Here is an 18,308-nt window from a genome sequence, read left to right as displayed (position 1 = left end):
ACGGTCACAGCCTGCCGGTTGCGCGGCGGGCCACGAAGTGCCGGAAGTCATCGGAAGCGGTTGACGCACGTCACCTCGATGCGCGCGTGCGCTCGCACTGGAGTCGGTGCCGGTGCCTGTTCTGGAAAATAAATGAACCGGGGCGTATAATAAAGCGATGAACCCCGTTTGTGAAGGTGGAGGCATGAGCAGCAGCGCGCAAATCAGAGCCCAGGGTCCCGGTCGTCCGAAGGACATGGAGAAGCGTGCGGCCATTCTGGTCGCGGCGAAGGCGCTGTTCATCCGCAATGCCTTCGCCGGCACCAGCATGGATGCGATTGCCGCCGACGCCGGGGTGTCCAAGCTCACGGTGTACAGCCACTTCGGCGACAAGGACAACCTGTTCCGCGAAGTGATCCGTTCGCGCATCGAGGATCTGCTGCCGGAAGAGACCTATGCCTTCGACCCGCACGCGGACATCCGCGAGACCTTGCTTCGCGTGGCGCTGATCCATGCCCACCTCGACTGCAACGCGGAAACCGTGGGCACGTTTCGCGCCATCCTCAGCGATTGCCGTCAGGGCAATCCGCGCTACGGCAAGCTGATCTGGGAAGAGGGTGCCGCGCGCACGCACGGTCTGATGGAGCGGTTGTTGCAGCAGGCGGTCGACGCTGGCCAGCTGGACATCGCCGACGTGCCACGTGCCTGCACGCAGTTCCTCAGCCTGATCAAGGGCAACCTGATGATGCGCCAGATGTTCGGTTGCACCGACTGTCCCGAAAGCTATGCCGCGGAGATCGAAGCCACCGCCCGGGCCGGTGTCGACATGTTCCTGCGCGCCTACCTGCCGCGTGGTTCGTCCGCGGCCTGAGTGGCGGGGCGACCCGGCGGGGGCGTTGACGCTGCCGCCACACCGGGTGACTAGACTGGCCTGAATCCGCCCACGCAAGGGATATTCCATGGCCACCCAGTCGAAGTCCACGCCGTTCCTTTCCGACATCCAGACGATCCGGCGGCGAGCGCGGGAACACATGCAGCGCGGCGCGGTCACCGACAGCTACACGCTGGATCGGGAAACGGTGCTGAAGCTGCTCAACGAGGCGCTGGCCACCGAACTCGTTTGCGTGTTGCGTTACAAGGCCCACCACTATCTTGCCTCCGGCATCAACGCCAAGAGCGTGGCTGCCGAATTCCTCGAACACGCGAACGAGGAGCAGGGTCACGCGGACCTGATCGCCGAGCGCATCACCCAGCTCGATGGCAAACCCGATTTCTCGCCGGATGGCCTTTCCACTCGCAGCCATGCCGAGTTCGTGGTGCCGGAGGAACTGGCGGCGATGATCGAGGAAAATCTCGTCGCCGAACGCATCGCCATCGACAGCTATCGGGAAATCATCAACTACGTGGGTGACCGGGACACCACCACCAAGCGCATGCTGGAAGGCATCCTGGCGATGGAAGAGGAGCACGCCGAGGACATGAAGACCCTGATGGAGGATTTCGGCAAGAAAGGCGAGCCGGCCAAGCCCGCTTCATCCAGATAGGCCTTGTCGAAAGGCCGGGAAGTCTGCCGATCGGAATTGCAGGCAGGTCGGGAAGCAGGGTGGCCGCCGCCACCCTGCTTCATTTTTACCAGCCGGCCAGCACCAGTTTGCCGATCGTGCTGCCGGATTCCAGCTGGCGATGCGCCTCGCGCAGGTTGGCGGCATGGATGGGCGTCAGGGTGGCGGTGCGCGTGCCGCGCAGTTCACCGCTGGCGAGCATCGCTGCCACGCGTTCGAGGATGCATCCCTGTTCGGCCTGGTCGTCCGTCTTGTAGCGGGCGCGCGCGAACATCATTTCCCAGTGGATGCCGATGCACTTGGCCTTGTAGGGATCGCCGATCTTCAGCGCGCCGACCGGTTCCACGATCAGCCCCACGTGGCCTTGCGGCGCGAGCAGGTCGCCGATGACGGACCAGTAGCGGTCGGTGTCGGCGAGGTTGAGCACCGCATCGACCTGGGAGAAACCCAGCGCCTGCAGCTGTGCGGCCAGCGGTTCGCGATGGTTGATCACGTGCTGCGCTCCCATCGTGCGGCACCAGTCGATGGTTTCGGCGCGTGAGGCGGTGGCGATCACGGTGAAACCTGCGCGTCGGGCCAGCTGGATCGCGATCGAGCCCACCCCGCCGGCGCCGCCGATGATCAACAGGGACTTTCCTTCGCCACCGCGCTCGCTGTCGAACGGCATGCGCTGGAACAGCAGCTCCCAGGCCGTGAGTGCGGTCAGCGGCAAGGCCGCGGCGTCGGCCAGTTCGACCGAAGGCGGCACGTGGCCGACCAGCCGTGCGTCCACCAGCTGGTACTGCGCATTGCTGCCGGCCCGGGTGACGTCACCGGCGTAGTACACGCGGTCGCCGGGCCGGAACCCGGTCACCGCCGCGCCGATCGCCTCGACCGTGCCGGCGGCGTCATAGCCCAGCACCTTCGGCTGCGCTTCCACCTGGGGCTTCGGCGAGCGCAACTTGGTGTCGACCGGATTCACCGAAACCGCTTCGACGCGCACCAGCAGATCGTGTTCTTCCGCGACGGGGCGGGGCAGTTCGATGTCGATCAGCGATTGCGGATCATCGATCGGCAGATAACGGGTGAGGGCGACGGCTTTCATGGAATCTCCGAACTTCGGACAGGGGACGGGAAAGAGTTTGCGCTGGCGCGAACGCGGTTTCAGCAGGATGCTTCGAGGCCGGCGGAACGGGGTGCGACACGGGATGCCTGGGGGCGATCCAGCCGCATGCTGTACAGCGCCACGATCAGGCCGAGCAGCGGCAGGGTCGCGGCCACCCAGGTCACGGCGCCCAGGCCCGGTCCATGGCTGATCACCGCGCCGCCCAGCCACGCGCCGATCGCATTGCCGAGGTTGAACGCGGCGATGTTGAAGCTCGACGCCAGCACGCCACCGCCGCTGGCCTTCTGCAGCACCCGCAGCTGCAGCGGCGCCACGGTGGCGAACCCGGCGATGCCGAACACCGCGGCAAACGCGATCATCGCCGGCTTGCTGTGCAGGGCCAGGGTCATCGTGCCCAGCACGACCGCCAGCGCGATCAGCGAGCCCAGCAGGGTCGCCATCAGCCGCTTGTCGGCGAGTCGGCCGCCAAGCAGGTTGCCCACCACCATGCCGCCGCCGAACACCAGCAGGATCGGCGATACCGCGCTGTCGGCAAAGCCGGTGATGCGGGTCAGGATCGGCTGGATATAGGTGAATACCGCGAACACGCCGGCGAAGCCGAGCACGGTCATCAGCAGGCCCAGCAACACCTGCGGATGGGCGATGCCTTTCAGCTCCTCGGCGAACTTCATCGGTGCGTGTCCGCCACGATCGGCCGGTACCAGCGTGGCGATGATGATCGTGGCCAGCACGCCGACCGCGGTCACCGCCCAGAACGTGGCGCGCCAGCCATGATGCAGGCCCAGCCAGGCGCCGGCGGGCACGCCGAGCAGGGTCGCCACGGTGAGGCCGGTGAACATGATCGAGATCGCCGAGGCTTTGCGATCCTCCGCCACCAGCCCGGTCGCCACCACCGCGCCGACGCCGAAGAAGGTGCCGTGGGCCAGCGAGGTGAGCACCCGCGCGATCATCAGCACGGTGTAGCTAGGCGCCAGTGCGCTGGCCAGGTTGCCCAGGGTGAAGATGATCATCAGGGCGATCAGCGCGGTCTTGTGCGGCAGCCGGCTGGTGGCCGCGGTCAGCAGCGGCGCACCCACGAACACGCCCATCGCATAGCCGGAGATCAGCAGGCCGGCGGCGGCGATGCCGACGTGGAGGTCGGCGGAGACCTGCAGCAACAGGCCCATGATCACGAATTCGGTGGTGCCGATGCCGAACGCGCCGGCGGTCAGCGCGTACAGCGCCAGCGGGGTGCGTGGCCGGACGGAGGAAGGGGGGCGCATGGCGACAGTCCTGAAGAAACGATGCGCCAGCCTAAGGATTTGCCTTTTCTGCAAAAACCACCAAGATGGCTAATCATTATCAATGAATGGTTGATAGTCATGGACCGCATCGGCGACCTCGGCCTGTTCCTGCGCGTGCTCGACCTGGGTTCGATCAGCGCCGCCGCGCGCAGCCTCGACCTGTCGGTGGCGGTGGCCAGCCAGCGGCTGAAGCGGCTGGAGCGCGAACTGGGCGTGCGCCTGCTGCACCGGACCACGCGCCGGCTGCATGCCACGCCCGAGGGCATGCAGCTGGCCGAGCAGGGACGCGCGCTGGTGGAGGACCTGGAGGTACTGACCGGCGGCCTGCGCCAGGGCGCCAGCGAAGTCAGCGGCACCTTGCGGGTGACCATGTCGGCCGCGTTCGGCAGCCAGTACATTTCCCCGCTGCTGCCGGAATTCCTGGCCCGGCATCCGCGGGTGAAGCTCAGCGTGAATCTCGACGACCAGGTCGTGGACCTGGTCGGTTCCGGTTTCGACCTCGGCATCCGGGTCGGCGCGCTGGACGACTCCGGTCTGGTGGCGCGCCAGCTGGCGACCAACCGGCGCGTGCTGTGCGCGTCGCCGACCTACCTGCAACGCCGCGGCGTACCGCACACGCCGGCCGATCTGGCGAAACACGATTGCCTGCTGCTGGTCGGCAGCCGGGGTCGGCAGGACACCTGGCATTTCAGCGACCGCAAGGGCCGCGCCATCGCGCAGCGCGTGCAGGGCCGCTTCGAGACCAACCAGGGCGAACTGCTGCGCGACGCGGTGGTGGCCGGCCTCGGCATCGCGATGCACTCGGTCTGGCACGTGCACCAGCAACTGCGCGACGGCCGACTGCAGGTCGTGCTGCCAGACCATGCGATCGCCACCACCGGCATCCACGCGGTGATGCCGCAGCGCCGGCTGGTGCCGCCGCGGGTGCGCGCCTTCGTCGACTTCCTGGCCGAGCGGCTGGGGGCGCATCCGCCGTGGGAACGATGAGCCTGTAAGCTTTGCCCATTCCCCGCAGGAGTTGCCCGATGCAGACCCAGGACACCTCGAACCCGCCACGCCACGGCATGCGCCGCGCCATCCTGGCGCTGTGCGCGCTGGTGCTGCTGTTCGTGGGCGCACTGATGTGGTGGTGGGACAGCGAGCCCGCGCTGTTCGATCCGGTGACGGTGACCCGGGCGCAGATGCAGGAACTGAAGCGGCCGGTCAGCGTCGGCGCCACCACCACGGTCACCCTGATCACCTCGGTGCACACGCTGCTGGACAAGCGCGGCGGCTACCTCAGCAACGACAAGCTGCCGCCCGGCGTGCTGATGGACAACGTGCCCAACTGGGAATTCGGCTCGCTGACCGCCTCGCGCGACCTGGTGCGCGCGTTGCGCAACGACTTCAGCCGTTCGCAGACGCAGTCGACCGAGGACAAGGATCTGGCCGAGGCCGATCCGCTGCTCAACAGTCCGAACGACCGCTGGCTGCTGCCCAGTTCGGAGAGCCAGTACCGCAAGGCGATCAGACATCTGGACGGCTATCTGGGCCGGCTCGGCGACGCCGACGACAGCAATGCGCACTTCTACGCGCGCGCGGACAACCTGGCCGACTACCTGCAGCTGGTTTCCTCGCGGCTGGGTTCGCTGTCGCAGCGGCTGTCGGCCAGCGTGGGGCAGATCCGCATCGGCGACGTGGCTTCGGCGGACGAGCCGGCGGCAGCCAGCACGGTGGCGACGCCTGGTGGCGGCCGGCTGGTGAAGACGTCGTGGACGAAGATCGACGACAACTTCTACGAGGCGCGCGGCTACACCTCGACCCTGCTGGAGCAGCTCAAGGCGTTCCAGCAGGACTTCGGCCCGATCCTGCGTTCCAAGCACGCCGACGTGAGCCTGGAGCAGGTGATCCGCGAACTGGAGGAAGCGCAGCGTCCGCTGCACAGCCCGATGGTGCTGAACGGTTCGCCGTTCGGCTTCTTCGCCAACCATTCGCTGGTGATGGCGAACTACGTGTCGCGGGCGAACGCGGCCCTGATCGACCTGCGCGAGCTGCTCAAGCGCGGTTGATTCATGCGGGTGGCAGACACGAAAACGGCGCGCCACGCGAAGCGGGCGCGCCGTTGGTCCGTCAGCTGATCAGGCCTTGCTGGCCTTGTACCGCTCGACGCCCGCGACGATCTCGGCCTTGGCCTCGATGGCACCGGCCCAGCCCTCGATCTTGACCCACTTGCCCTTCTCCAGATCCTTGTAGTGCTCGAAGAAGTGGCCGATGCGCTCCAGCCAGTGCGGCGAGACGCCCTTCATGTCGTTGATGTGCGCGTAGCCCGGGAACACCTTGGGCGACGGGATCACCACCAGCTTCTCGTCGCTGCCCGCCTCGTCCGACATCTGCAGCATGCCGACCGGGTGGCAGCGGATCACCGAACCCACGGTCAGCGGCAGCGGCAGGATCACCAGCGCATCCAGCGGGTCGCCGTCACCACCCAGGGTGCCCGGCACGTAGCCGTAGTTGCACGGGTAACGCATCGGCGTGGAGAGGATGCGGTCGACGAAGATCGCGCCGCTATCCTTGTCCACTTCGTACTTGACCGGCTCGGCATCCTTGGGGATTTCGATGATGACGTTGATTTCGTCCGGCACGTTGCGGCCGGCGGGTACGAGATGCAGACCCATGGACAGTCCTTGGCGAAGATTGAGGAAAGAAGGTCTGCAAGGATACGCCAATCGCTGCTGCGCCGCAGCAACGCGGGCCGGCCGCCGGACCGGCTGTTCAGGCCTTGTGCGAATGTCCGTAGGGACGTTCGCGCAGCCATTTGGTGGCGATCCACTTTTCCCCCCGCTGCACCGGCAAGCCGGCATGCAGGGATTGCTGGTCGCCGCCCTCGTAGGCGAAGTACACCGCGGCACCACGCCGTGCGGTGACGGTGAGGCCCAATTCCGGGAAGGCGGTGCCGCCGCCCTGTGCCGGCGTGTTCAGGTACATCACCACGCTGGCCACGCGCTGGCCACCGACCGCGGTGATGGTGTCGTAGCCGGGCTGCTGCGGGTCGAACCAGTCGAAGTGCGGTTCGTACTCCTGGCCGGGCAGGTAGTGCAGGATCTGCAGTCCTTCGCCGTGACTGACCGGCATGCCCAGCAGGGTGGCCAGGCGTTGCTCGATCCGGCCCACCAGCGGCAGCTCGTTCAAGGTGAAGAACATCCCCTCGCTGGTGCGTCGCTGGTCGACCTGGTTGCTGCCGTCGCTGGCCACCGTCAGCGCGCGCTTGAGCCGGGGTTGCGCCAGCGCGATAAGCTCCTCGCATTCTTCCGCGGCGAGCAGGTTTTCCAGCACGCGCAGCGCGGGGTTCTCCACACTGAGCGAAATGCCGACGAGATGCCCGTCGACATCGACTTCAGGCGCTTCGGGATGTCTCGTGCGCAAGCCGCGGGGCGACGCGCCCGGTGCCGCCGCATTCAGCGCCGCCAAGGGCAGCTTCAACACCTCGGCGACGATGCTGCGGCTCTGGCGCGGGTCGTAACCGTTGTCCTTCATCAGCCGCAACACTTCAGTCACGCTGTGGCCGTCCCGCGTCGTGGTCAGAATCCAGTCGCGCAGTTGCGGGGTGATCGTGGTGCGTGGGTGCATGGATGGGACAGCGTCGGCAGCGGAGCGGAAAGCTTACTGCATGCGCCGCACCGGCTTGATCGCGGGCGCGCGCCTCGTCGCCGGCAGGACGGGGCAGGATCGATCAGCCGCCCTGGCAGCGGCGTCGCGCCGGTCGCCGCGCCATCCGCTCCTCCATCTCGTCCAGGCAATGGCCGAACAGTTGCATCGCTTCATGCAATTCCTGCGCGGACAGGCCGCAGTAGCCCAGCAGCAGCCCCTGGCGGGCCTGGGCGGACGCGTAGTGCGGCGCCATCGGATACAGGCCCAGGCCCTGCGAGTGGGCCAGTTCGATCAGTTCCTGTGCCTGCGCTTCGTCGTAGCCGCGAAGCCACACCACCACGTGCATGCCAGCCGGGGAGTCGACGATGTCCACCCGGTCGCCGGCGTGCCGGTGCAAGCCGCGGATGAGTTCTTCGCGGCGCCCCTTCAGCTCCTTGCGCGCCTGCCGCAGGTGCCGTTCGAAACCACCGCTTTCCATGAAATGCGCCAGCGCCGCCTGCTCGATCCCGGGGCAGGAAAAGTCGCTGAGATATTTTGCGTTGATGAAATCGTCCCGCAAGGCGACGGGCAGCACCATGTAGGCAAGGCGCAGGCTGCCGAACAGCGTCTTGGAAAAGCTGCCGACGTGGATCACCCGGTCGCCCTGGTCCAGCGACCGCAGCGCAGCCAGCGGGCGGCTGTCGTAGCGGAACTCGCCGTCGTAGTCGTCTTCCAGGATCCAGCTGTTGTGCGTGTCGGCGTAGTGCAGCAGTTCCAGTCGTCGCCGCAGCGACATCACGGCGCCACTGGGAAACTGGTGCGAAGGCGTGACGCAGACCAGCGCCGGCGCCGGCACGGGCAACGCCTCGCAGACCAGGCCTTCGTGGTCGACCGGCACGGAACAGATGCGGGCGCCATGCGCTCCGAGTGCCTGGTAGGCGCCGAAATAATGGGGGTCTTCCAGCGCCACCGGATCGCCCTCGTTCAACAACACCCGGGCGGCGAGCGAGAAGGCCTGCTGGGCGCCGCTGACGATCAGCACGTTCTCCGGCAGCGCCCGCACGCCCCGGTGCCGTGCCAGGTAGGCGCACACCTGTTCGCGCAGGGCCGGCGAACCCTGCGCACGGATGTCGCTGGTGGGCGTATAGGCCGCGGCGCGTGCCAGTTCGCGCCCCCAGGTCTCGCTGAGCGCGGGATTCACCAGCGGGTTGCCGTACTGCAGGTTGTAGCGCAGGCCGCTGTGCAACTGCGCAATGGTCCTGTCCTGCACCCGTCGCGCGCGATGCGCATAACGCGATGGCGGAGTGATCGAGCGCTCGAGCGGACGCGCCGTGCGCGTGGTCTGCAGGTGCGCCACGTAGCTGCCCGATCCGACCCTGGCGTCGATGAAACCTTCCGCGCGCAACTGCTCGTAGGCAGCCAGCACGGTGGTCCGCGAGAGCCCGAGTTCCTGGGCCAGCTCGCGGGTGGGAGCGAGGCGCGAGCCGATGCCGATGCGACCGTCGAGGATCGCTGCCTTCATGGCTCGCGAAAGTTGGGCGTACTGGGGCCCGGTGCCGTCTAGGATGAGGAACACGCCAGATCTCCGAGGGGTTTCAGAAATGCATGGACTGGAGCCACGGCGATGTGGGGACAACGCGATGGCCGATGGGGAAGATTAGAGGCCAGCGTGACTGCGCGTCGTGCGGCAGAAGTCACGATGAAGCTTCGATGGAGGACTCGTTCGGCTGCGTTCGCGCGGCGTGGATTCGCCGGGACGCGCACCGGTCCACGGCTGCAGTCGTGAAGGCTCGCGGATGGCAAGCCGGAATCCGCCGCCTGCCGCGGCGTCCGTGTCCGCCGGTGAAACAAAAAGGCACCGCCGAAAAGCTCGGCGGTGCCCCGTTTCACGGTGTTGCTGGCGGATCAGAAGTCGTAGTTCACGCCAAAACGCACATAGCGTGGGGTCTGCGCCGTGAACGGACGCAGATAGTTGACGCCCTGACGCGCGTAGGTCTGCGTCGTCTCCTGACTGTCAAACACGTTGTAGACCATCACGTTGAAGCCCAGCCGGCGCTGTGCCCATTCCGGCCGGTATTCCGCGCTCAGGCTCAGCAGGTAGGTCCACGGGTTGTGCGACTCGCCCGGCGACGACGGCTGGCCATTGCAGAAGTGATAGTACGTGCCGTAACCCAGGCCCGGGTTGGTGTTGTTGGCATACAGACCAAGGCAGCTCTTGGGCGCGCCGGACATGACGGTCAGGTTGCCCGACAGCATCCACGCCGGGTTCAGCTGATACGAACCGTACGCCTTGATCTGGTGACGCCGGCTGTTGGCCAGTTCGCCATTGGCGTAGTCCATGATCTGCGCGTAATCCCAGTCGGAGGTGGCCGACACGTCGGTCTGGCCGACGTCGGTCTTCACCTGGCCTTCGCTGTTGCCGTAGCTGCGCGAGAACAGGTAGTCGACCTTGCCCTGCCACTTGCCGTCGAACGGATGCTCCAGGTACAGGTCCAGGCCGTAGTACTTGCGCTTCATCGTGGTGTTGAAGTGGAAATCGTTCTTCCAGTCCATCTGCACGGTGTAGTAGCCGCCGGCCAGCTTCGGGATGTTGAAGACCGAGGTGGCGCCCGGGTTGATCAGGATGCTGCCCGGCACCTGGGTGGCGTCGTAGCTGTTCGGGTCGATGCCCATCGCGTTCATCTTGGCGATGATCGACACGTTGTCGGCGATGTCGTCGATGGCGTTGCGCAGGTTGCGATAGGTGGCCTTGGCACCGTACACCCACGAGTCACCCAGCTTCTTGTCGAAGCCGAGGATGTACTCGTCCTGGTATTCCGACTTCAGGTTGGTCGACGCTGCCGTGCGCGGGTCACGGCCCTGGCCGTACTCGCCGTTGTTCGACAGCGGCTGCCCGGCGCCGACGCTGGTGTCGATCGGGGTCAGCCCGGTGGGCGCGCCGTTGGCGTCGATGCCGGTGTAGGTGTAGTAGGTGCTGGTGAACAGCGAGGTGCCAGCCGAACGCTGCGCCACGCTGCTGGGCAGTGCGAGGTAGTAACGACCCGCATTGCCGTAGACCTTCATGCTGGAGTCGCCATTGACGTCCCAGCTGAAGCCCACGCGCGGCGCCCACTGCGGCGAGGTCAGGCGCAGGTACGGCTGACCGTCGCCACCGTAGTTGGTGAACTGGTCGTTGCGCAGGCCGAGCTTGACCAGCCAGCGATCGTTGACCTGCCAGCTGTCCTCGATGTACTGCGCCCGCTGCGCGACGCGGAACGAGCCGTTGTCGTGGTAGCGGTACTGGTAGACGTAGTAGCCGTTGCTGCCCGGGCCAGCGGCGGCAACCCACGGCGAGTTGCGCCAGTCGGCACCCGCGGCCGCGGTTCCCGGGCCGCCCAGGATGTACTGGTTCGGCAGCGGGTTGCCGTCGCCGTCGGTGATCCGGTCGTAGTACCAGGCATAGCCGAGGCCGTTGGGCGGGAAATACGTGCCCGCGTCGACGTTCGACGAGTTCTGGTTGTCGATACCCGCGGTCAGCGTGTGATCGCCCAGCTTGTAGCTGACATCGAGGCGCAGGTTGGTGTTGGTCGAGCGATGCCCGGGCAGGTTGATCGTCGACACCGTCTGGTTGTTGGTGATGATGTCGCCGCCGGTGACGTCCGGGTTCTGGTTTTCCGGATGGAAGAGGTACGGGTTGGTCGGATCGAATCCGGGCGTGTCGCTGTAGTACGTGCCCTTCATCTTGCCGTACAACGCGCTCACCGTGAGGTCGTCGGTGATGTAGCTGGTGAACTTGGCCGAGTAGAGGTCGGCGCCGTTCTTGGTCGAGGTCGCGCCACCGACGTAATCGGTCTGCTTGTCGCTGTCGTAGTCGTAGTTGTAGGTCGAGCCCTCGTACGAGTCCTTGCTGGACGCACCGGTCAACTCAAGCACGTTGCTGTCGTTGATGTTCCAGTCGAGCTTGCCGTACCACTTCGGGCGGTCTTCGCGCGTATGCGTGATGAACGGCGCCGTCACCGGGCCCACGCCGCGGTCGACTGCGCTGTTGGAGTCGCCCAGGCCCTGCTCGCGCTCGGCCTCGACGGCGGCGAAGAAGAACAGCTTGTCCTTGATCAGCGGGCCGCCGACGTAGGCGTCGACGGTGGTCGTCCATGACTTGTTGTCGTTGCGGCGGCGATAGATGCTGCCGCGCGAACCGTCGCCGTTGACGTAGTAGAAGTTCTTCGGGTCGCCCTGCAGGCTGCTGGGCGTCCACTGCACCTGGCCACCGAAATGCCATTCGTTGGTGCCGCGCTTGCCGACCTGGCTGATCACGCCGCCGTCGGAGCGGCCGTAGGCGGCGCCGTAGCCGCCGCTGAGCACTTCCTGCTGGTCGATCGCGCCGTAGGGCAGGGTCAGACCGCCGAAGCCGCTCAGCGGATCGGTCGTGTTGAAGCCGTTGATGTAGTACGCGTTCTCGACGACCGAGGAGCCGCCCAGCGAGACGACCGAGCCGCCGGTGGTGCTCAGGCCGTTGAACAGGCCGCTGCCTTCGACCACGCCCGGGGCCAGCAGCGCGATCGCCTCGGCGCTGCGTGCCAGCGGCAGGCGGGCCAGTTGCTGGGAGGTGATGACGGTGCGCGAATCGACACCGGTCACGTCGATGCTCGGCAGCGCATTGGCCTGCACGGTGACGGCGCTCAGGACCTGAGCGTCCGCCGCGTTCGGCGCGGCAAAGGAAACCTCGGTGCCGGCGCCCACGCGCATCGTGATGTGCGAGCGCGTGTCGATCACCTGGCCATCGCGCTGCAAGGTCACGGTGTAGTCGCCCAGCGGCAGCGAGTCCACGGTGTAGCGGCCGGACGCGTCCACCGCCACTTCACGGGTGATGCCCGCGTTGTTGCTGACCTTCACGGTCTCTCCGCTGTTGGCGGGAGCCTGGCCGAAAATGCTGCCGGTCGTCGCCTGCGCGTGAGCCGGAACAAGGGCGCCGGCACCATACAGTCCCAGCGTGATGGCGGCCGCCAGGCCCAGCGCGGCATGGGCCAGCGGTCGGCTGCCGGGCTTGCGTTGGATATTTACGTGGTTCTTCATGTAGCTCCCCGTTTCAGTGGTGATTGACATCGGATCCGGTGGAACGAACCCGCGTCCACCTCAAAATGAAAATCCGGTGCAGGTGAAAAGCTCAGGCGATCAGGCCCCGGTTGTTCCGGAGCTTCACGTTGAGCTTGTTGTGGAAGGTCATCAGACGATCGATCTGCTCGGCGCCCTGGCTGTGCCCGAGGACGCCGTAGAGTTCGGCCAGCAGGTCCGCGCGTGCGGACTGATCCAGCGAGCCGCCGAGCAGCCCGATGTAGGACTGCAGCAGGCGCAGCGACCCCGCCAGCAGCTGGGGGTCCAGGCCCGCCGCAGGCGACGGGCTGGGCAGGGATTCCGGCGCGCTAGCCACCCGCTCGACGGTGGCCGTCGGCACCAGCCTGACCGGGCGCGACGGCTCGTCGGCGGCGTGCATCGGGCCCTCGCCGGCGACCAGCCACAGCAGCGAAACACCGAGGGTTCGCGCCATGGTGATGCAGCGTTCGCGCGAGATGTCACTGTGGCCGTCGCGCCAGTTGCGCACGGCGCCGGCGGAAAAGCCGCAACGATCGGCGATCGCCGCGGCGCTGCCTTCGAGCTTGATCAGTCGGCGTATGCGCTCGGGCAAACCCCGTGCCGCGTCGGCGGCGTCGGCATGCGCCGCGCCCGGCTCGCCGGGCGACGCGGCATGCCTGCCCGTCATGCCATCGAGCAGGGCAAGGCGCGCCAGGGGCTTGCTCGACGCCGCCGCAGCGACGTGACTGTTGCTGCCGGTTCGCCCCGGGGGAGGGGGCGCGAACCAGGATGCACTGGTGGACATGATGCTGGCTCCATGGGGGAATGCCGGCTTGGGGAGGCCGGCAACATGGGGTGACAAGGCGGGTTGTGGGAGTCCGCCGGGCGTCAGGTTTTTGTTAGGGAAGCGTTGGGGGATGTAGGGTAGATGCCGGAATCTTTCGTTACATAACCAATTCTTCCGGACCGGCCAAAGCCAATTGGCTTGCCCAGCTGCTGCCCCGGGCTGCAGAAATGCAGCCATTGCGCAAATGGATGCGTACCACGATATGGACGTCTGGACGTCCATAATGATTGAACGAATCCGCCGGTCGGTGAGGCGGAAGCCGGTGGCCGAACGAGCGGGGCGGCTTCCCCGGCTTCGCCCGCGCCCCGAAAGAAGATCGCCCGGAACGGAGGCCGTTCCGGGCGATGGGTTACGCAGTCAGGGCTTGGCGGACTACTTCAGCTGGTCCCACAGGAAGTCGTACGCCATCGCGTGCATGTGGGCGGACTGCTGGTTGTCCGCGCCGGCGCCGTGGCCGCCCTCGAGGTTCTCGTAGAACCATACGTTCGGGTGGCCCTGGGCCTGCATTTCCGCGGCCATCTTGCGCGCCTGCACCGGCCCCACGCGATCGTCGCTGGTGGCGGTGTAGAACAGCACGGGCGGGTAATGGCCGTCCTTCTTCACGTTCTGGTAGGGCGAGAATGCCTTGATGAAGTTCCAGTCGGCGGTATCCGGGTTGCCGTATTCGGCCATCCAGGACGCACCGGCCGACAGGTGGATGTAGCGCTTCATGTCCAGCAGCGGCACTTCGCAGGCGATCGCACCGAACAGCTGCGGATACGTCGTCAGCATGTTGCCCATCAGCAGGCCGCCGTTGCTGCCGCCCTCGGCCCCGAGATGCTTCGGCGAGGTCACCTTGCGCTTGATCAGGTCCTCGGCAACCGCCGCGAAATCCTCGTAGGCGCGCGGGCGGTTGGCCTTCAGTGCGGCCTGGTGCCATTGCGGGCCGTACTCGCCGCCACCGCGGATGTTGGCGATCACGTAGACGCCGCCGCGTTCCAGCCAGGCCCGGCCGACGCTGCCGCTGTAGTAGGGCTGCAGCGAGACTTCGAAACCGCCGTAGCCGTACAGCAGGGTGCGGTTGGCGCCGTCCAGCTTGAGGTCCTTCGGGGCGATTTCGAAATAGGGCACGCTGGTGCCGTCCTTCGACTTCACGAAGTGCTGGCTCACCGTGAACTTCGTGGCGTCGAAGAACGCCGGCGCCTGCTTGACCGTCTCGGCCGGCGTGCTGTCGAGCACGCCGCGCTGCAGCGACGACGGGGTCAGGAAGCCGGTGACGTCGAGCCAGTATTCGTCGCTGTGGTCGGGGTCGGTGTCGATCACGCTGATCGAGCTCATCGCCGGTGCGCCCGGCATCGCCGCGCGCTTCCAGTCCCCATCGGGCGTGGCCATCTGCGGCGGCGTCAGCACGTCGAGGCGGCTCTTCACGTCGTCCATCAGGTTGAGGATCAGGTGGTGCCGGGTCCACGCGTAGGAGTCCAGCGAAGTATGCGCATCGGGCTTGAACAGCACGGTGAACTCGCGCTTGCCGGCCATGAAGCGGTCGAACTGCGTGGCCAGCAGTGCGCCGGCCGGATAGGTTGTGCCGTTCACGGTCCACGGCGAGCGCGTGCGCACCAGCAGCCATGCCTGGTGGGCATCGGCCTCGGCATCGTCGGGCACCTCGACGCGGGCCAGGCTGCCATGGATGCGCTGATACAGCTCGCTGTGGAAGAAGTCCCTGGCGATCGATACGAAGTCGCGCTCGTAGCCTGGTGTGCGATCGTGGTACGCGCTGACGGCGAGGTCGGTCGGTTTGCCTTCGTACACGACGGCGGCGTTTGCCAACGGCGTGCCGCGCTGCCACTGCTTGACGATGCGCGGGTAGCTCGACTCGGTCATCGTGCCGGGCCCGAAATCGGTGCCGACGTAGACCGAGTCCTCGTCGATCCAGCCGACCTGGGTCTTCGCCACGGGCAGCTCGAAGCCGTTCTTCACGAAGCGCTTGTGCGGTATGTCGAACTCGCGCACGGCGATGGCGTCGCCGCCATCCGGCGACAGCGACACCAAGCAGCGCTCGAACGCCGGCTTCAGGCATTGCACGCCCTTGAACACCCAGCGCTTGTCCTCGGCCTTGTTCAGCGCGTCGATGTCCAGCAGCACCTCCCAGGCCGGCTCGGCCTTGCGGTATTCGGCCAGCGTGGTCCGCCGCCAGATGCCGCGCGGGTGCGACTTGTCGCGCCAGAAGTTGTACAGATGGTTGCCCATCCGGCTGACATAGGGAATGCGCGCGTCGGAGTCGAGCACTTCGAGGATGCTGTCGCGGGTGCGGGTGAATTCGTCGTTGTCGACGAAGCGCATCGCCGTCGTGGCGTTCTGCTGCTTCACCCAGTCCATGGCGCGGGTACCGTGGATGTCTTCCAGCCACAGGAACGGGTCGTCGTGGCCGTTTGCGGCAGGGGCTGCCCCGGGGGGCGTGGTGTCGCGGGCGTGGATATCGGTCATGCCTGTCAGTGTGACGCCAAGCGCCAGCATCAACCAGAGTGATTTCATGATGTGTCCCCAGGTGCGCGAAGAACGGGATGGACGTGGCCGGTGCGGCCCGCGGTCAGTCGAAGCGCGACCGTCCGATCATACGGCCGCTGCCGACCAAAGTCAGGAGCGCCAGTCCTGGAACAGGAATCCCGCCACGGGGGCGGGATTCTGTCGTCTCGATCCGGCCCCGCTTCGCCGCTCTCCCGGTGTGCGGGAGAGCGGCGAAGTGCCGTGCGGGAGTCGCTTCGATTACAGCAGGGGGATCATCAGCAATGCCACGATGTTGATGATCTTGATCAGGGGGTTTACTGCGGGGCCGGCGGTGTCCTTGTACGGATCGCCGACGGTGTCGCCGGTCACGGCGGCCTTGTGCGCCTCCGAGCCCTTGCCGCCGTGATGACCGTCCTCGATGTACTTCTTGGCGTTGTCCCATGCGCCGCCGCCGGTGGTCATCGAGATCGCCACGAACAGGCCGGTGACGATGGTGCCGATCAGCACGCCGCCCAGCGCCTGCGCGCCGGCCTCGGGGCCACCGAGCCACTTGAAGCCGAAGATCACCAGCACCGGCACCAGCACCGGCAGCAGCGACGGCATGATCATCTCGCGGATGGCCGACCGGGTCAGCATGTCCACCGCGCGCGAGTATTCCGGCTTGGCGGTGCCGGCCATGATGCCCGGGATGTCACGGAACTGGCGGCGCACTTCCACCACCACCGCACCGGCGGCCCGACCGACCGCTTCCATCGCCATCGCGCCGAACAGGTACGGGATCAGGCCGCCGATCAGCAGGCCGATGATCACGTAATGGTTCGAGAGGTCGAAGCTGACCAGGGAGCCGCTGAAGTGCTGGCTGAGGTTGTGCGTGTAGTCGGCGAACAGCACCAGCGCCGCCAGTGCCGCCGAACCGATGGCATAGCCCTTGGTCACCGCCTTGGTGGTGTTGCCCACCGCGTCCAGTGGATCGGTGACGCCGCGCACTTCCGGTGGCAGGTCGGCCATCTCGGCGATGCCGCCGGCGTTGTCGGTGATCGGGCCGTAGGCATCCAGCGCCACGATCATGCCGGCCATCGACAGCATCGCCGTGGCGGCGACCGCGATGCCGTAAAGGCCGCCCAGGGCGAACGCACCCCAGATCGCGGCGCATACGGCCAGCACCGGCCAGGCGGTGGACTTCATCGACACGCCCAGGCCCGCGATGATGTTGGTGCCGTGGCCGGTGGTGGAAGCGGCGGCGATGTGCTGCACCGGCTTGTATTGGGTGCCGGTGTAATACTCGGTGATCCACACGATGCCGCCGGTCAGGGCCAGCCCGATCAGGGTGCAGCCCCACAGGTTCATCGCGCCGTGGCTGAAGTCCGGCATCAGCTGCATGGTGATCGGATAGAACGCGGCAGCGGCCAGCACGGCCGAGACGACCACGCCCTTGTACAGCGCGCCCATGATCGAGCCGCCCTGTTTCACCTTGACGAACAGCGTGCCGATGATCGAGGCGATGATCGACACGCCGCCCAGCAGCAGCGGATACAGCACCGCGTTGGCGCCCACCTCGCTGATCATCAGGCTGCCCAGCAGCATGGTGGCGATCACGGTCACCGCATAGGTTTCGAACAGGTCGGCGGCCATGCCTGCGCAATCGCCCACGTTGTCGCCCACGTTGTCGGCGATCACCGCCGGGTTGCGCGGGTCGTCCTCGGGGATGCCGGCCTCGACCTTGCCGACCAGGTCAGCGCCCACGTCGGCACCCTTGGTGAAGATGCCGCCGCCTAGGCGCGCGAAGATCGAGATCAGCGAACTGCCGAAGGCGAACCCGACCAGCGCGTGCAAGGCGGGTTCACCGTTGATGCCCATGCGGTTCAGCAGCAGCCAGTAACCGGCCACGCCGAGCAGGGCCAGGCCGACCACCAGCATGCCGGTGATCGCGCCGCCCCGGAAGGCGACATCCATTGCCTTGCCCAGGCCGCCGCGAGCCGCCTCGGCGGTGCGTACGTTGGCGCGTACCGACACGTTCATGCCGATATAGCCGGCCGCGCCCGACAGCAGCGCGCCCAGCAGGAAGCCGATCGCGGTCGGCCAGCTCAGAAAGAAACCGATCAACAGCAGCAGCACCACGCCGACCAGGCCGATGGTGGTGTACTGGCGGTTGAGGTAGGCGCGGGCGCCTTCCTGGATCGCTGCGGCGATCTCCTGCATCCGTTCGTTGCCCGGCGATTGCGCCAGGATCCAGCGCGCGGAGAACGCGCCATACAAAACCGCCACTAACGCACATGCAACAACGATCCACCAGCCATACTGCTGCAGCATCGGAGCCTCCCCATGGGTTGTATGCGGCCGTCCGGAACGGGCGGTCTCGGGGAGTATAGGCAGACGTTGCGGCGCGGGCTGTT

The 18,308-nt window shown here is 66.6% G+C and carries 13 protein-coding genes; 4 read left to right on the top strand and 9 right to left on the bottom strand.

The genetic code is table 11. The features are described from left to right. The first annotated feature begins 184 nt into the window (after positions 1 to 184). Together ABNK63_RS15205 and ABNK63_RS15200 are read left to right on the top strand one after the other, a co-directional pair. Entirely contained in the window at positions 185 to 850 is a 666-nt protein-coding gene (locus tag ABNK63_RS15205) for a TetR/AcrR family transcriptional regulator (RefSeq protein WP_007806573.1), read from the top strand. A gap of 88 nt (positions 851 to 938) precedes the next feature. Beyond that, a complete protein-coding gene (locus tag ABNK63_RS15200) occupies positions 939 to 1,523 on the top strand; it encodes a ferritin-like domain-containing protein (protein ID WP_007806572.1) in 585 nt (194 codons plus the stop codon). 85 nt (positions 1,524 to 1,608) lie between these two features. On the opposite strand, the gene ABNK63_RS15195 is transcribed toward ABNK63_RS15200, so the two are convergent. Continuing rightward, entirely contained in the window at positions 1,609 to 2,625 is a 1,017-nt protein-coding gene (locus tag ABNK63_RS15195) for a zinc-binding alcohol dehydrogenase family protein (protein ID WP_007806569.1), read from the bottom strand. Between the two features lie 59 nt (positions 2,626 to 2,684). Continuing rightward, positions 2,685 to 3,908: an MFS transporter gene (locus tag ABNK63_RS15190; RefSeq protein ID WP_350016103.1), complete on the bottom strand. Its 1,224-nt coding sequence runs from the start codon at positions 3,906 to 3,908 to the stop codon at positions 2,685 to 2,687. 99 nt (positions 3,909 to 4,007) lie between these two features. Between ABNK63_RS15190 and ABNK63_RS15185 the strand changes: the two genes are divergently transcribed. Both ABNK63_RS15185 and ABNK63_RS15180 read left to right on the top strand, forming a co-directional pair. After that, a complete protein-coding gene (locus tag ABNK63_RS15185; protein ID WP_007806565.1) occupies positions 4,008 to 4,916 on the top strand; it encodes a LysR family transcriptional regulator in 909 nt (302 codons plus the stop codon). A gap of 38 nt (positions 4,917 to 4,954) precedes the next feature. Continuing rightward, positions 4,955 to 5,977 carry a DUF2333 family protein gene (locus ABNK63_RS15180; RefSeq protein ID WP_007806563.1) on the top strand — a complete coding sequence of 341 codons (1,023 nt, stop codon included), beginning with the start codon at positions 4,955 to 4,957 and terminating at the stop codon, positions 5,975 to 5,977. A gap of 69 nt (positions 5,978 to 6,046) precedes the next feature. Here the strand turns inward: ABNK63_RS15180 and ppa are convergent, their stop codons facing one another. From ppa to ABNK63_RS15145, 7 genes are all read right to left on the bottom strand, one after another. Beyond that, on the bottom strand, positions 6,047 to 6,583 hold the full coding sequence (gene ppa / locus ABNK63_RS15175; RefSeq protein WP_007806561.1) for an inorganic diphosphatase: 537 nt from the start codon (positions 6,581 to 6,583) through the stop codon (positions 6,047 to 6,049). A gap of 97 nt (positions 6,584 to 6,680) precedes the next feature. Then, positions 6,681 to 7,535, bottom strand: a complete 855-nt coding sequence (locus tag ABNK63_RS15170; RefSeq protein WP_007806560.1) for a 2OG-Fe(II) oxygenase — start codon at positions 7,533 to 7,535, stop codon at positions 6,681 to 6,683. A gap of 103 nt (positions 7,536 to 7,638) precedes the next feature. After that, complete coding sequence (locus tag ABNK63_RS15165; protein WP_350016102.1) at positions 7,639 to 9,111, bottom strand: PLP-dependent aminotransferase family protein; 1,473 nt, start codon at positions 9,109 to 9,111, stop codon at positions 7,639 to 7,641. Positions 9,112 to 9,440: 329 nt separating this feature from the next. Then, positions 9,441 to 12,587 (bottom strand): TonB-dependent receptor, encoded by a 3,147-nt coding sequence (locus ABNK63_RS15160; RefSeq protein WP_350016101.1) that lies wholly within the window; start codon positions 12,585 to 12,587, stop codon positions 9,441 to 9,443. 91 nt (positions 12,588 to 12,678) lie between these two features. Next, on the bottom strand, positions 12,679 to 13,389 hold the full coding sequence (locus tag ABNK63_RS15155) for a YdaS family helix-turn-helix protein (RefSeq protein WP_162098639.1): 711 nt from the start codon (positions 13,387 to 13,389) through the stop codon (positions 12,679 to 12,681). A gap of 414 nt (positions 13,390 to 13,803) precedes the next feature. Further along, a complete protein-coding gene (locus tag ABNK63_RS15150) occupies positions 13,804 to 15,942 on the bottom strand; it encodes a prolyl oligopeptidase family serine peptidase (RefSeq protein ID WP_040672982.1) in 2,139 nt (712 codons plus the stop codon). Positions 15,943 to 16,173: 231 nt separating this feature from the next. Next, the gene (locus tag ABNK63_RS15145; protein WP_007806551.1) at positions 16,174 to 18,225 is read right to left on the bottom strand and encodes a sodium-translocating pyrophosphatase; all 2,052 of its coding nucleotides are present in this window, start codon (positions 18,223 to 18,225) and stop codon (positions 16,174 to 16,176) included. Positions 18,226 to 18,308: the final 83 nt, after the last annotated feature.

This window comes from Rhodanobacter sp. IGA1.0, assembly GCF_040208325.1.
Taxonomy (GTDB): domain Bacteria; phylum Pseudomonadota; class Gammaproteobacteria; order Xanthomonadales; family Rhodanobacteraceae; genus Rhodanobacter; species Rhodanobacter spathiphylli.
Note: the sequence above shows the minus strand (reverse complement) of the source record. Positions and strands in the feature narration are given on the sequence as shown.

Coding starts and splice junctions, on each gene's coding strand:
- ABNK63_RS15205 (WP_007806573.1), top strand. CDS start 185: ATGAGCAGCAGCGCGCAAATCAGAGCCCAGGGTCCCGGTCGTCCGAAG.
- ABNK63_RS15200 (WP_007806572.1), top strand. CDS start 939: ATGGCCACCCAGTCGAAGTCCACGCCGTTCCTTTCCGACATCCAGACG.
- ABNK63_RS15195 (WP_007806569.1), bottom strand. CDS start 2,625: ATGAAAGCCGTCGCCCTCACCCGTTATCTGCCGATCGATGATCCGCAA.
- ABNK63_RS15190 (WP_350016103.1), bottom strand. CDS start 3,908: ATGCGCCCCCCTTCCTCCGTCCGGCCACGCACCCCGCTGGCGCTGTAC.
- ABNK63_RS15185 (WP_007806565.1), top strand. CDS start 4,008: ATGGACCGCATCGGCGACCTCGGCCTGTTCCTGCGCGTGCTCGACCTG.
- ABNK63_RS15180 (WP_007806563.1), top strand. CDS start 4,955: ATGCAGACCCAGGACACCTCGAACCCGCCACGCCACGGCATGCGCCGC.
- ppa (WP_007806561.1), bottom strand. CDS start 6,583: ATGGGTCTGCATCTCGTACCCGCCGGCCGCAACGTGCCGGACGAAATC.
- ABNK63_RS15170 (WP_007806560.1), bottom strand. CDS start 7,535: ATGCACCCACGCACCACGATCACCCCGCAACTGCGCGACTGGATTCTG.
- ABNK63_RS15160 (WP_350016101.1), bottom strand. CDS start 12,587: ATGAAGAACCACGTAAATATCCAACGCAAGCCCGGCAGCCGACCGCTG.
- ABNK63_RS15155 (WP_162098639.1), bottom strand. CDS start 13,389: ATGTCCACCAGTGCATCCTGGTTCGCGCCCCCTCCCCCGGGGCGAACC.
- ABNK63_RS15150 (WP_040672982.1), bottom strand. CDS start 15,942: ATGAAATCACTCTGGTTGATGCTGGCGCTTGGCGTCACACTGACAGGC.
- ABNK63_RS15145 (WP_007806551.1), bottom strand. CDS start 18,225: ATGCTGCAGCAGTATGGCTGGTGGATCGTTGTTGCATGTGCGTTAGTG.